Below are 14,321 nucleotides of genomic sequence, written 5' to 3' on the forward strand. Positions count from 1 at the left end.
ATGGCTACGGTAGTGTAAGCGAGTTGTATGCACTTGCTTAACCGTCTGATCAATAGGCATTTTATTCGTGAGGAATGAATCATGAAGATTTCCATTGATGTGGATATTTCCCCCCAGGAGGCCCGTGAACTTTTCGGCTGGCCAGATTTAAGCCAACTGCATGAAACGACGCTGTCAGCGCTTAACGAACAGCTTGCAAACGGTAATCATGAAGCGCTGATGGCGATGCTGAAACCCTATTTGGCAAGCAGTCAGAATGCGTTTTCCATGTATCAGAAATTTTTTGAAAACATGGCCACCCAGAGCCAGAAAAAATAAGCATCAGGACGTTTTATGCAACAGCAAGATTATAGTGATGTGATGGCGATGCTAAACCAGTATGCCACGCAATTTAATACCATGGTGCATGATATTCTGGCAAAGCGTGATACAGCCAATGGTGCGCCGGGTATGTTCGATCCTGAACACTTCTCCTCTTTGCTCAGCGATAAAGTGGAAGTGGATACAGCCAGCCTGATGCAACACCACATGGATTTCATGCGCGAACAGAACGCACTGTGGCAGCAAGCGACAAAGGCGATGATGGGCGAGAAAATGCAACCTGTTGTCAGTGAGGAAAGCAGCGATAAACGCTTTGGTCACCGTGACTGGCAAGAGAATCCGGTTTTCAGTTACCTCAGACAGTCGTACCTGATTAATGCAAAGATGTTTCAGGGCATGCTTGATTCCATGCATTTTAACGATCCTAAAGCCGCCGAGCAGGTAAAATTTTACACCCGGCAGTATATAAACTCGGTGTGCCCGACGAACTATTTGCTGTCCAACCCTGAGGTATGCGAGGAAATCCTTAAAACCAAGGGTGAAAACCTGGCTAATGGCATCAAAAATTTTCTTCGTGATTTAGAGCACAGCCCGCTTGAGGCATTTAAAATTACGCAAACGCCCCCCGATGCATTTACCATCGGAGAAGATCTTGCCACGACCCCCGGCAAAGTTGTTTACCAGAATGACCTCATACAGCTTATTCACTACACGCCCACGCAGGATAAACATTTTGCCCGCCCGGTTTTATTTGTTCCCCCTTTTATCAATAAGTACTACATCCTGGACCTGAATCAGAAAAAGTCGGCCGTCAAAGGACTGTTAGATGAGGGCTTCTCTGTATATATGATTTCCTGGGTCAATCCGGATGCTTCGCTTAGTGATAAGGATTTTACAGACTACATGCACGAAGGCCCTGTGGCAGCCATGGATGTAGTGTGTAAGATTTCCGGTCAGAAAAAAGTAAATATGGTCGGTTTTTGCGTGGGGGGAACGCTTTTGAGTATGACGGCGGCCTATCTGCGCGCCAAAAAAGATACTCGAATCGGTTCGCTCACACTGCTTACCACCTTGCTGGATTTCACTGAACAGGGCGAAATAGGGAATTATCTGACTGAGAGCACTCTTCCGATGATGGAGCAAAATGCAGACATCAAGGGCGTATATGATGGCAGAATTCTGGGACTCAGCTTCTCCCTGTTGCGAGAGAATAATCTTTTCTGGTCCTATTTCATCAATAACTACCTGAAGGGTCAGGATCCAGCGCCATTTGATATTCTTTACTGGAACAGCGATGCCACTAACATTACGGCTGCCTGTTTCAAACAATATGTGCGAACAACCTATTGGGAGAATAAACTGAAAGAGCCCGGCGGGATTACCATCGATGGCATTGATATTGATTTGGGTAAAATTGACATGCCTGTGTATTTTCTTGCCACCATGGCTGATCACATTGTTTTATGGCAAGGCGCTTATCAGGGAACGCAGCTGGTCAAGGGTAAAACCCGATTTGTTCTGGCTGGCTCCGGCCACCTTGCTGGTGTAATTAACCCCGTAAAAGGCGGTAAATATCCCCATTGGCTCAACGATAATCTACCGCCGACGGCTGAACAGTGGTTTGAGGAAGCAGATAAGGTCGAAGGATCCTGGTGGCCTGACTGGTATCAATGGATGCAGGGGCAAAACAAGCAAAAGGTTTCAGCGATATCGCCTGGCAATCATAAGGACTACCCGGTCATAGAAGACGCCCCGGGTAGCTATGTGAAGAAGCGTCTTTAGTATTCTGCTGATACTAAAAAGGCAGCCAGGTGGCTGCCTTTTCTTATTTTAAATGAAACAACTAATTAGCTGTTTTCCTGTTGATTTTCACGTGCGATCGTCAGTACACGCTCACGCAGGGTTTCATCAGTTTGTACACGCTGAGCAATTGTTGTGTACTTTTCAACGGACAGGCCGGTTTTCTCTATTTCATCAACCATTTCAGCCTGTGCCTGCTTCTGAATCTTTTGCGCTTTTTCAGGGCTTTCTACTTCTTTAAATTTTGGATCGTATTTGTTAGCGACATTACTTACCGCTTCCATCGCCATAGTAAACTTAAGTAGCGTTGCGTCATCGTACTTAGCCATTTGCTGCTGTTCAGAAGACTGTTGCATAGACTGCGAGGACGCTTCCTGAGCTTGCGCAGTGAAAGAGGCACATGCAATAACAGCGCTTGCGGCGAATGTTTTAACAAATTTATTCATACTTTGACTCCAGGTCAGTGTAAATTTGCCCCCTTCAGAGGGCGCGCACTAAAGGTAGAAGCCAGAACCATACCAACTTCCCTTTAGGTGCTGTGAATCATAGGTTTACCTTTTGACTGCACGCTAACATATATAAACCGGGGGATGAAAGAGCGCAAATGTGTCGCTGCACGCACACACTTTTTAACCAATTTGTCACGCGATGGTGGTTCACCTTGCCCTTACAGGCCGTATTAGCTACTCTGATTACTGCTCTTTTTCTGTACATGGTGCAAAATGATAACGATAAAAAAGTACCCTAACCGCCGTCTCTACGACACATCACAAAGTCAGTATGTGAACCTGGATTATATAAAGCACCTGATTGATGAGAGAAAAGACTTTACAGTTATTGATTCTAAATCAGAGGATGACATAACGAAAACTATCCTGTTGCAGATAATCAGTGAATCAGAAGCCAACGAAAATCAGTCGCTGCTAACCAATACATTACTGAAACAACTTATTCGTTATTACGACACTGATATGGAAGTGTTCGTCAGACAATATCTGGAACAAAGCCTGGTGCACTTTATCGAGCAACAAGACCAGATGCAGGGCGTGATGAAAAATATGATGGATAACAATCCATTTAATGTTTTTAATAAGATGATGGAGCAAAACATAACAATGTGGTCGGATAAACCGAAGAAGAAATAGTGATGCTGCAAAGCAGCATTTAAACCCCTTCCTTTATAGCAAATCGATATATACAACCATGCTGCATTGCAGCAAAACCATTTGACGATCTCTCCACAACTGTTTATTATTTAAACATGTTTGCTGCGGCGCAGCATTTATTTGATTGAGGGAGAACACTATGTTTGGCTTTTTTTCAGAATCACTGAAATCGACAACCAACCCTGTGCAGACCTTATTCGCACTTAATGCGAAGACGTTTGAGACGCTTGCACAACAACAGACCGAGCTATGGACAGGCATGCTTTCTGACGGTGTGAAATACGTTGAGCAAGTCAGTGTTCAGCCTGAAATCAAAACTATCTTAGCGGCCAATAACGAGTATGCCAGCTCGGTACGTGAGCGCTGGGTTACGACGTCACGTGCTACCTTTGAAACACTGAGCGCGCTGCGAGAGCAAGCTACTGACTCGGTTGAAGAAGCTGTTGAGAAAACATCAGAAGCGGCGCAGGCCAAAACCAGTGAAGCGAACGAGTCTGTATCGACATCTGCGAAAAAAGTAACTAAGCAGGCCCAGTCTACAGCGAAAGCTGTTTCGCAGTCAGCAAAACAGGCAACGCAAGCCACCGCTGATGCCAGCGAGAAAACAGCTGAAGCTGCTGAAAAAGCTGGAGAGAAAACAACACAGTCGGTCAGCAAGGCGGCCGATAAAGCGACGTCTGCAAGTCAAAGCACTGCATCATCGGCTAAAAAGCCGGCATCAGGCAGCCGACGCAATACAGCAGACACTAAGTCTGCGACGTCTGGTAAAGCAACGTCTACAAAATCAACCCGTTAATTATCTGTCACCTATTGGAGAATGACTATGTTTGAACAAATGAACGAGCAATTTAAAACTGCAATGAAGCCTATGACAGACCTTGCCAGTCTGAATATGAACACTATGCAGAGCCTGGCTGAAAAGCAAAGCGAACTGTACTCAACAATGATGTCTGAAAGCATGAACTATGTTGAACAGGTTAGCGGTAAAAAGGATCTGATGGCAGTTGCTGAAACGCAGAAGGCTTATCTTGAGACCATGCAGGAAAAAATGTCTGAAACGGCTAAAAGCTCTTACTCAATTATGAGTGAAGCACAGCAAAAAGCCGGTGAAATGTTTAAAGGGGTGAGCGAGTCAATGACTTCTTCATTCTCTGCTGCTACCAAAAAGTAATCTATGCCCGGCTGGCCACTCGGTCAGCCTTCTTTGCTCTACGTCTTTGTTGTATCAGGCGACAGTATTTTAGCGCAATGGCCCTATCGCCCTACCTTTAGTTTTTCGGAGATTTGCTATGAATTATCAGGCTTATGATTATCTCACCCGAACCGCCAATATCATGCATGAAGGCTTTAGCCTGATGAACTCAGTGGTCAGTAATCCTGCCAACCTTTATTCACACACCTTGCCGGGAAAAATAACGCGGGCATCACTGGAAACGGCTATGCGCCTTACCCAGCGATATGAAAAGCTGGGGTTCAATATTAATGAAGTCACGGTAGACGGTAAACGTCATATGGTGCGCGAGGAAGTTGCCTTAAGCTATCCGTTTTGCGATTTGATTCATTTTAACCGCAAAGGCATTAAAGATAACCATAAGGTGCTATTAGTAGCGCCACTTTCAGGCCACTTCGCCACCCTGTTAAAGGGTACAGTTGAAGCGTTACTTCCCGATCACGAGGTCTATGTTACCGACTGGGCCGATGCGAAAGAAGTGCCTTTGGATGAAGGCCCGTTTACGTTTGATTGCTACGTAGAATATCTGATTAACTTCCAGGAATTTCTGGGACCGGATACTCACCTTATTGCGATTTGCCAGCCCACTGTTCAGGCACTGATTGCAACAGCAGTTCTGGCGGAAAAGGGCAGCAAAGGGGTACCCAAAACACTCACACTTATGGCGGGCCCGCTGGATACAACAAAAAACCCGACCCGTGTGAATGAGTTTGCGCAGCAGCATTCTATGGCGTGGTTTAAAAACGTCGCCATAATGAAGGTACCTCACGGGTATCCTGGCGAAGGCAGAGAAGTCTATCCCGGATTTATGCAGCTGGGTGGCTTTATTAGCATGAACCAGCAGTCGCATATGCGTAAATACGTCAATTTCTTCCAGAACCTGGTTTATGGTGAGGAAGAGGATGCAGATCGTTTCCGTGCATTTTACGATGAGTATATGGCCGTATTGGATATTCCGGCAGAGTTTTACTTAGAAACCATCGAGCGAGTATTTAAGAATAATGAGTTGGTTAACGGTGCAATTACCTATAAAGGTGAGCCGGTTAACTTTGAAGCCATTACCGATACGCCGTTGCTAACAGTAGAAGGCGCTGATGATGATATTTGCGGGCTTGGACAAACCGAAGCGGCGCATAAAATTTGTCGCAGCTTACCGGCCAGCAAACGTAAGCATTACATTCAACAAGGTGCCGGCCATTATGGCATTTTCAGCGGTTCGAAATTCCGCAAGCACGTACGTCCGCTGATTTCAGAGTTTATCCATAAAAACGACTGATTCTAAGTAATTTAATTCGCCTCGGGAAGCCGCTTTACGATAGCATGGTGGCTTCCGGATTCGAGGTGAATGTATGAAACGTGTTTTAGCTATTGTGTCCGCTCTGGCCACAACCACCTTATTTTCTCCGTTTTCTGCCGCCCAGGCAGAGGGCGAATTTGAACAATGTAAAACCCGGCTTTCTGCTCAGGCGAAAAACGAGGGTGTTTCTGACAAGGTTGTCGATGACGCCTTTGCCAGTATCGCGTTTCAGCCACGCGTCATCGAGCTTGATCGCAGCCAGCCTGAATTTGTTACTACGTTCCCTTCCTATTACAGCAAACGCGTCACTGATTGGCGCGTGTCAAAAGGCCGCGAGCTTCTTAGCGAACATCGTGAACTCTTAAACGAGCTGGAAAAGCAATACGGCATTCCGCCCCATTATCTTGTTGCCTTTTGGGGGCTGGAAACTAACTATGGCGGTTACAAAGGTAAAATGCCGGTGCTTAGCTCTCTGGCTACGCTAGCATGTGACAAACGCCGCAGTACGTATTTCACTCAGGAACTTATGACCGCCCTTAAGCTGATGGAGCGGGAATCTCTGAGCGCCGATGCAATGGTCGGGTCGTGGGCTGGTGCAATGGGTCATACGCAGTTTATGCCCTCAGCCTATTTTAAATATGCCACCGATGGCGACGACAACGGTCAGGTTAATTTGTGGGACAGTGAAGCTGATGCACTGACCAGCGCAGCAAACTTTCTGGCAAATCTTGGCTGGGAGCCAGGGTTTCGCTGGGGACGCGAGGTAGCTTTACCGGATAACTTCGATTATCGCCTTTCAGGTTACAAGCAGCGCAGACCCGTTAACGAGTGGGCGGATAAAAATGTGACGTTGCCAAGTGGTAGCACATTACCTGACAGTGATATTGATGCCTATATTGTGGTACCAGCCGGGCATGCAGGACCAGCATTTTTGGCGTATCAGAATTTCCGCGTCATCATGCGCTGGAACAATTCGGAGTTTTACGCCATTGCGGTAGGTGAGCTGGCCAGCCAGATTTCAGGTAGCAGTGGGCTGGCTCAGGCCTTACCTGATCTGCCAACTTACAGCCGTGATGACATCATGCAGATGCAGAAAAAGCTTAATCAGAAAGGCTTTGATGTAGGAAAACCTGATGGTATTTTGGGCCCTGCAACGCGCGCAGGTATTCGCGAGTACCAACTGGCAAATTCGCTTATCGGTGATGGGTTTCCGTCACTGGAAGTGATGAAATCGCTGGATGTAAAACTCCAGGCAGACGCCAACAGCTAAAGGGTCTGCCTGATTACGCTTTTGAACACGCGGTTAGTACATGTGCTGACCGCCGTTGACCGATATCGTCGAGCCGGTGATGAACGTGGCATCATCGTCGACCAGAAATAAGACGGTTCTGGCGATATCCTTTGGCGAGCCTAGTCGGCCTACAGGGATTTTCGCGATAATCTTCTCAAGTACGTCTGGCGGCACAGCTCGCACCATATCAGTATCAACATAGCCGGGCGCAATAGCATTTACGGTAATACCTTTGCCAGCTCCTTCCTGTGCCAGTGCCTTGGTAAAGCCATGAATACCAGACTTAGCGGCAGCATAGTTCACCTGACCATACTGGCCGGCCTGACCGTTAATCGAACCAACATTCACGATGCGCCCGAATTTGCGGTCTCGCATTCCTTCAATAACTGCCCGGGACGTATTAAAACAGGAGCCCAAATTCGTTTTGATAACCGCATCCCACTGGTCTGCGTCCATGCGATGCATCGTGCCGTCGCGGGTGATTCCGGCATTATTAACCAGAACATCGATCGTGCCGTAGTCGTTCTCTATTTGTGTTATTGCCTCTTTGGTTTTATCAAAATCAGACACATCAAACTTAATTGCCGCAATTCCGGTTTTATCCATGAAAGCCTTGGCAGCATCATCGTTACCGCAATAGTTCGCTACTACTTTATATCCAGCATCTTTCAGCGCAACGCTGATAGCCTCACCAATACCGCGCGTCCCTCCGGTAACCAGTGCTACTCTGCTCATATCATCTATCCTTTCTTAAGTTGTTGAAGATCTATGCGATCAGTCCAGTATATGCACGAATAATGACCGCTGGATAGACTAATAAATGAACTTTTTTTGACTAAATATTAAACTTCTGGGAACGTATTTTTATAAAAATGTTAAATGACAAAGTTATCAGCGACTTACAAAACCCCGTTTTAGTGCGTTTTTCAACTGTTCACTCCTCTGTCCACATGCAATGCATTTAGAATCAGGCACCGAACAGGCGCAAGCTGTCAGGATTCGTGCAACGCTTCCCACGCCGCCAGAGAACCGCTAAACACCTCTACGTTCGAAAATCCTCGGGATTTGAGATAACTGGCGGCAACCGTTGCACGCAATCCCGAGCCGCAAAAGCAGGTGTAACGAACATTCGGATCCAGATCGGACAGCTGACTGAACAGATAACCCAGATAGATATGCACAGAATGCGGAAGCATTTTCTGCTCGACTTCCTCATGCTTTCGCACATCAAGTATCTGCCAGTCTTCAGAGGGATTGTCCAAGCGCTGTGCAACTGTTTGTGCATCAACTAGAGTGATGGAATCTACATGATTATCCACCTGCTCATCGCCGGTCCGAACAGGAATATCGGTGATATAACCCGGCAACCAGCTGTAACCCATGCGCTGAAGCTGGAGGGCCGCGTCATCTGTCTGCGCGGGAGTATCGCTGACAATAATCACCGGCTTGTCATACTGTAAGAACCATCCGCCGTACGCCGAGACCAATCCACCGGGCAGAAAGACGCTGCCATTACGATAACTGGCGCAAAACGCATCGACATTACGAATATCCAGTAACTGTATCTCGTTTTTCTCAACCTGTTCGGGTAACGCCGCTATCTCGCTCTGTGGTAACCGGGGCATGGAAATCGGTGCAATGCGCTTACTTTGACCAACAGAATTAAACTTCTCCATGTTCTCAAAGTATGGTGCGTAGTAGTGGGTCTCCTTAAGCTTTTTCTCGATAAAAGCCTGCTTGTCCTTAATCTTCCACGCCGGGTTGTGACGCTTTTCGTAACCCAGCGTCGTAAACTCACGTGCAGCCATTCCTGAACCGCACACAGAACCCGCGCCATGTGCCGGGTAGACGATAGTGGTATCGGGTAAGTCTGATAAGGCTTGCAAGCTATCGAAAAGCATACCGGCAACCTTTTCTTTTTCTTCCGGATAAAAGTCCGTTCTGCCGACTTCATTGACAAACAGTGTATCGCCGGTAAAAACAGCAACAGTTTCCTGCGAGACAGCTGTATCACTTACACATACGCAAATACTGTCTTTAGTGTGTCCCGGCGTTTCCATTATGGTAATCAGCAGATCGCCTACAGAAACCGTATCATTCGTCTGAACGCTCTGCGCATATGCTATCTTGGCATCTGCATTGATGCCGTGATAGACAGGAATATCCAAATCTTCACCCAGGGCAGCCCCGCCTGAAATGAAATCCTCATTTCGATGCGTTTCAATCACACACCGAATACTGACATTCTGGTTGGCGGCTTCTCGAAGATACTGGTCAATATCCCGTTGGGGGTCAACGACGAATGCTTCGCCGGCACTGGAAACAAGATAAGATAACTGTGCAAGACCATTGGCTTTAAAACTGACAACGCGCATGAGCATCACCTCAACATTGAAACTGTACACTATTTAACCATAGCGGCCTGAGATCAGATCACAATATCAGGTCATGTGTTTTTTGGTACGCGTGGTTGGCTCTGCCAGGGCTGGCTCGTCCGGCCAGTAGTGTTTGGGGTAGCGGCCTTTCATTTCTTTTTTGATTTCCTGATAACTGCCCTGCCAAAACGCCCCCAAATCATTGGTTTTCTGCAGCGGTCTGCCGGCCGGAGATAGCAATGATAAGGTCACGGGCAACGCATTGTTACCTATCAATATCTGAGTATTGCTTCCATACATTTCCTGCATTTTTACGGCAAGTATGACCTGCCCATCTGGCAGGTACTCTAGTGGCCGCGTATTGCCTGATGGTACCAAGACAGATGTTGGCAAAAAATGCTCAAGAGCATGCTGCTGAGGCCAGGATAACGTTTGTTGCATCAGTGTTTGCCAGGGAAGCGATGGCAGGTCCTCGCGTTTTTTACACTTTTTAAGATGGCTTATCAGGCTATTCTCATCAATCAGCGATAGCACCGACACATTGACGTCTGGCCAGGGGTCAGCCTGATCAAAGGCCTGCGGCTGTGCCAAATCCAATTTTGCAGCCAGGGCGACCCGGTTAAGCCATTGCCGCGCCTTTTCCGGTAAGGGTAGCTCTGATAATGACAGTGCCTGCAAGTGTGCCAGCCAGGCGTAAGCAATTTCATCTGCAGATGCTGATGATACCGGTTCGCTGGATAATATAATCTGGTGAAAGCGGGTCACTTGCCTGGCTTGCATTTGTCCGGAGCTACGGTGGTAGTTTACCTCCTTCTCCGTCGTCAGTTTTTTTGGGAACCAGGTTTCAATTGCTTTATAAGCCAATGGCTCAGCTAACCGAATTCTGACGTCGGTGCCAACCTGCTGACCTCTAAGTACTGCCAGCCAGTCACTTTTCACCGGTATACCGCGCCATTGTGCACCACGGCCGTTGGCCATTTTCCACTGCTCTTTTTGCCAGTGGGCGATTCTATCCTGCCACGCCAGCGCTATAGCCAGTGCAATTGAGGCCGGCTCCAGTTCGTGACAGGGTATTACTGATAACGATGTATCCGATGGAAATAACAGTGACAGAAAACGTTTTGCCTGCCGGGACAGACGTGCAATAGTATATTTGTCTGCATTTATCAGTGCTTCGCTGACCAAACCATCTGATACTTTTGCACTGTCTTCAGCCAGCGCGGCTACCCATGCTGCCGCGTGGCACAGCTTAAGACCTTCACTTTGTACGTTATCTCTTGCTGTCAAAAGCATATGCGCCAGACGCGGGTGGCAGGGGAACCGGGCTAACTGTTGCCCGTAAGCGGTAAGCAGCAACCCACCTGTAGAGGTTGTAGTGACGGCCTCCAGCTCAGTTAGCGTAGATGTCGCGCTATTTATTTGTGCTGCTGAAGGCTGGTCCAGCAGTCGCAATGCATCCAGCGTGGTGCCCCACGCCAGTGTATCCAGCAAAAGCGGCGTGATATCTTCTCTGTGAATTTGGGGAGGCGTATAGCCAGACAACCGGTCGTGCTGCTCTTTGCTCCACAGACGAATGCAAATACCCGGCTTAAGCCGGCCGGCACGACCTTTACGCTGCGTTGCCGATGCTTTAGCGATCATTTGCTGATTCAACTGAGTCAGCCCGGTGGCTGGATTATATACCGCAATATTTTCCAAACCGCTGTCTATCACTGCCTCTATGTTGTCAATCGTCAGTGATGTTTCAGCAACGTTCGTGGCCAGAATAACCTTTTGCCTGCCCTGAGGATCCGCCTTCAGGGCACTGTTTTGTTGCGCTTTTCCCAGCGCGCCGTAAAGGTGATGAATTACAGGATTGGTTTGAGGACGCTGCGTTGTCAGTAGCTGACTGACTTTGTTTATTGCACCTACACCGGGCAGAAATACCAGCACATCGCCATCGACCTCTTCACAGGCCTGACGTGTGTAACGTGCCACCGCATCATGGAGGTGCTGTACGGCAATTTGGCCACTGTACTTCTCCTGCACATCATACATACGCCCTTCTGATACACAGATTGCTGCTTCGGGTAAGAGCGTGGCCAGAGATTCCGTATCCAGCGTTGCCGACATCACCAGTAGGCGCAGATCTTCACGCAGCCCATCCTGTACATCCAGCGTCAGGGCCAGACCAAAATCACTGTGAATACTACGCTCATGAAACTCATCGAAAATAATCAGGCCGACATCCTCAAGCTCAGGATCATGAGCAATTCGCCGCGCCAGAATACCTTCTGTAATTACCTCTAACTGTGTCTGTTCACTGACCCTGGTTTCGCCACGAATACGATATCCGACACGCTGACCTACCGGTTCATTAAGTTGTTCAGCCAGATATCCGGCCAGACTTCTTACCACCACCCGGCGTGGCTGCATTAATAAAATCTTTTTATCCGTAAACGCAGACAACAACGCCAGGGGAATAACGGTAGACTTCCCCGCCCCCGGTGGCGCTGCCACAATCGCATTGCGGTTTTTAAGTGCATCGGTCAGTGCATCAATAACAGTAAAAGCGGGAAAGCGCTCAGCATCGTATGGCATAAAGGCGTGTATTAATCAGGTAAATCTCTGTTTATCCTATTGTACGTACTCAACAGCTAATTGCATGTGTATTGGTTAACACATCTGGGGGTGTAATATGAAAATGCGTTGCTTTATCGGACTGGATTTGCCAGTTAAGACCAAACTGGCGCTGGAGAGCTGGCGGCAAAAAGCGCTGCCTGAAGTAAAAGAGCGCGCCCAGACAAAGCGCCCGGCTAAATCTAATACGCCGGCCGAGTCCGTTGCAGTTCCTACTGCCAATTTTCATATTACGCTGGCTTTTCTGGGACAAGTGGATGCACGTCAGCACGAAGCGCTTTTAAACGAAATGGAACAGGTAAAAGGCAGCCCATTTTCGTTAACGCTAGACTCAACCGCGCTGTGGGAAGGTCCTAAAATTTTACTGGCTGCACCCGGCGAGCCTGATGACGCATTAATGGATTTAGCCCGTCAGGTACGCAAAGCAGCACGGGCAGCGGGTGTACAGGTAGATGGTCGCCCATACCGCCCACATGTTACTTTGGTCAGAAAGGCGACAGACGCACTGCCCCCTCCACTGTTTGCGCCTGATATTCATGCGGATTTTTCACAGTTCCATCTGTTTGAGTCTTTCAGTAATGCGCAGGGCGTGCGCTATCCAATCAGGCACTCCTGGCCTCTTATCCCGAACATGTCGGTACGTGAGAGATTAAGGCAGGGTCTGACAGACAATTAAACGCACCGCGGCCTTTACTTTACAACGGCGCATGGGTACAAAGAAATGAGCATAGTTAACAGCAGAGTATTATGAAGCAAACATTCAGACTGGTTATTGATTGCCCCGACCAGATTGGCCTGGTCGCCAGCGTATCGCAGTTTCTGGCCGATCATGGCGCGACAATTGTAGAGGCCAGTCACCACACAGACCTGCAAACTGGTCGGTTTTTTATGCGACATGAGATTGGCACCGAGCACCTCTCGCTGGATTATAACGCTTTTGTCTCTGCATTTACGCCACTGGCTAACGAATATCAAATGCAATGGAAGCTTAGCGACTCCACTCAGCGCCAGCGCGTTGCATTGCTTGGCAGTATCGAGTCGCACTGTTTGGTGGATATACTGCATCGCTGGCATACCGGCGAGCTTTATTGTGATATCCCCTGCGTCATATCGAATCACCCCCAGCTTAAAGAGTTTGCAGACTGGTATCAGGTGCCTTTTCACTGGATTGATTTTAAAACACTGGGTAAGGAGCAGGCGTTCGCGCAGATAAGAACCTTGCTGCAGGAATACGACATTGACTTAACGGTGCTTGCCCGCTTTATGCAAATACTGCCGCAGTCTTTGTGCCGGGAGCTGGAAGGTCGGGCTATCAATATCCATCATAGTTTCCTGCCATCCTTTGCCGGAGCAAGACCTTATCAACAAGCTTATGATCGCGGGGTAAAGCTAATCGGAGCAACGTGTCACTACGTCACCCAGGATCTCGATGAAGGGCCGATTATCGAACAAAGCGTTAAGCGAATCAGTCACAGCGACAGTGCGCCGGACATGGTCAGAAAAGGTAAGGACTGTGAAGTGACCGCGCTTGCCCACGGTGTACGGTACCACCTTGAAGACCGCGTGCTCATTCACCACAACAAAACCGTTGTATTCGCCTGAGCACGCTACCTAAAGAATACTACAGAGGCAGGCTTCGCGCCTGCCGCCATAAGCGCAGATAAAACCAGCTATTAGACATAGCAAATAAAAGCTCCGTGACCGCGACTCCCCAGGTTTGATTGAGCAGCGCGTATATCGCAAATACCAGCGACCCACTAATCATGCACAAGCGCAGACCGGCCTCTTTACAATGCAGCTCGCCAAAACGATACAGTATAAACGTAACCAGAGGCATGATTTCCAGCCAGCCCGTTTTACCGGTTCTCATATTGATATAACCAATCAGCGCTGACATCATGATAATCAGCACCACAGTGAGTGACTGCGCCACCAACTTATTGGTTACCAGACGGTATGTTGTGCTGAATCCCGCCACCGTCATCACCAGTACACCCGCCCAGGCGTGCTGAACAGCCAACAGTGAGCCAATCGTTACGCACAACCCCAGATTCAGAAATAGCAGCTTTCTTTCGGTGTCAGACCAGAACGACAAAACAGCAATAATTACCGGGGCGCTGTGCATGAGCAGTTCAGTCATAAGCCTTCTCCTGAACGGGTGAATGGTTAAAAATCGCGCGCAGTGTAATCCCGTGGCAGCCCTGCCTTCAAGCAGATTTTT

General features: G+C 48.2%; 14 protein-coding genes. 9 read left to right on the top strand and 5 right to left on the bottom strand.

Features of this window, described 5'->3' with window-relative positions:
- The first annotated feature begins 81 nt into the window (after nucleotides 1-81).
- Together FBQ74_RS15775 and FBQ74_RS15780 are read left to right on the top strand one after the other, a co-directional pair.
- Nucleotides 82-318, top strand: a complete 237-nt coding sequence (locus FBQ74_RS15775; RefSeq protein WP_139757572.1) for a DUF6489 family protein — start codon at nucleotides 82-84, stop codon at nucleotides 316-318.
- Nucleotides 319-333: 15 nt separating this feature from the next.
- Complete coding sequence (locus FBQ74_RS15780) at nucleotides 334-2,103, top strand: PHA/PHB synthase family protein (RefSeq protein WP_139757573.1); 1,770 nt, start codon at nucleotides 334-336, stop codon at nucleotides 2,101-2,103.
- Nucleotides 2,104-2,168: 65 nt separating this feature from the next.
- On the opposite strand, the gene FBQ74_RS15785 is transcribed toward FBQ74_RS15780, so the two are convergent.
- Entirely contained in the window at nucleotides 2,169-2,567 is a 399-nt protein-coding gene (locus FBQ74_RS15785) for a DUF4168 domain-containing protein (protein ID WP_139757574.1), read from the bottom strand.
- Nucleotides 2,568-2,843: 276 nt separating this feature from the next.
- On the opposite strand from FBQ74_RS15785, the gene phaR reads away from it, so the two are divergent.
- The 5 genes from phaR (at nucleotide 2,844) to FBQ74_RS15810 (ending at nucleotide 7,085) form a co-directional block, all read left to right on the top strand.
- Nucleotides 2,844-3,266: a polyhydroxyalkanoate synthesis repressor PhaR gene (phaR, locus tag FBQ74_RS15790; RefSeq protein WP_139757575.1), complete on the top strand. Its 423-nt coding sequence runs from the start codon at nucleotides 2,844-2,846 to the stop codon at nucleotides 3,264-3,266.
- A gap of 160 nt (nucleotides 3,267-3,426) precedes the next feature.
- Nucleotides 3,427-4,083, top strand: a complete 657-nt coding sequence (locus tag FBQ74_RS15795; protein WP_139757576.1) for a phasin family protein — start codon at nucleotides 3,427-3,429, stop codon at nucleotides 4,081-4,083.
- 27 nt (nucleotides 4,084-4,110) lie between these two features.
- Nucleotides 4,111-4,458: a phasin family protein gene (locus FBQ74_RS15800; RefSeq protein WP_139757577.1), complete on the top strand. Its 348-nt coding sequence runs from the start codon at nucleotides 4,111-4,113 to the stop codon at nucleotides 4,456-4,458.
- Between the two features lie 118 nt (nucleotides 4,459-4,576).
- Nucleotides 4,577-5,794: a polyhydroxyalkanoate depolymerase gene (locus tag FBQ74_RS15805; protein ID WP_139757578.1), complete on the top strand. Its 1,218-nt coding sequence runs from the start codon at nucleotides 4,577-4,579 to the stop codon at nucleotides 5,792-5,794.
- A 73-nt stretch (nucleotides 5,795-5,867) separates the two neighbouring features.
- Nucleotides 5,868-7,085 carry a lytic murein transglycosylase gene (locus FBQ74_RS15810; RefSeq protein ID WP_139757579.1) on the top strand — a complete coding sequence of 406 codons (1,218 nt, stop codon included), beginning with the start codon at nucleotides 5,868-5,870 and terminating at the stop codon, nucleotides 7,083-7,085.
- A gap of 33 nt (nucleotides 7,086-7,118) precedes the next feature.
- On the opposite strand, the gene phbB is transcribed toward FBQ74_RS15810, so the two are convergent.
- From phbB to hrpB, 3 genes are all read right to left on the bottom strand, one after another.
- Nucleotides 7,119-7,841: an acetoacetyl-CoA reductase gene (gene phbB / locus FBQ74_RS15815; protein WP_139757580.1), complete on the bottom strand. Its 723-nt coding sequence runs from the start codon at nucleotides 7,839-7,841 to the stop codon at nucleotides 7,119-7,121.
- A 257-nt stretch (nucleotides 7,842-8,098) separates the two neighbouring features.
- Entirely contained in the window at nucleotides 8,099-9,481 is a 1,383-nt protein-coding gene (locus tag FBQ74_RS15820) for an MBL fold metallo-hydrolase (RefSeq protein WP_139757581.1), read from the bottom strand.
- Nucleotides 9,482-9,547: 66 nt separating this feature from the next.
- A complete protein-coding gene (hrpB, locus tag FBQ74_RS15825; RefSeq protein ID WP_139757582.1) occupies nucleotides 9,548-12,061 on the bottom strand; it encodes an ATP-dependent helicase HrpB in 2,514 nt (837 codons plus the stop codon).
- A gap of 97 nt (nucleotides 12,062-12,158) precedes the next feature.
- Between hrpB and thpR the strand changes: the two genes are divergently transcribed.
- A complete protein-coding gene (gene thpR / locus FBQ74_RS15830; protein ID WP_232371938.1) occupies nucleotides 12,159-12,776 on the top strand; it encodes an RNA 2',3'-cyclic phosphodiesterase in 618 nt (205 codons plus the stop codon).
- Nucleotides 12,777-12,847: 71 nt separating this feature from the next.
- Nucleotides 12,848-13,702, top strand: coding sequence for a formyltetrahydrofolate deformylase (purU, locus tag FBQ74_RS15835; RefSeq protein ID WP_139757583.1), 855 nt, complete (start codon nucleotides 12,848-12,850; stop codon nucleotides 13,700-13,702).
- Between the two features lie 19 nt (nucleotides 13,703-13,721).
- Here purU and FBQ74_RS15840 read toward each other — a convergent pair whose 3' ends face one another.
- On the bottom strand, nucleotides 13,722-14,240 hold the full coding sequence (locus FBQ74_RS15840; RefSeq protein WP_139757584.1) for a YgjV family protein: 519 nt from the start codon (nucleotides 14,238-14,240) through the stop codon (nucleotides 13,722-13,724).
- Between the last annotated feature and the right edge of the window lie 81 nt (nucleotides 14,241-14,321).

Source organism: Salinimonas iocasae, from assembly GCF_006228385.1.
Classification (GTDB): domain Bacteria; phylum Pseudomonadota; class Gammaproteobacteria; order Enterobacterales; family Alteromonadaceae; genus Alteromonas; species Alteromonas iocasae.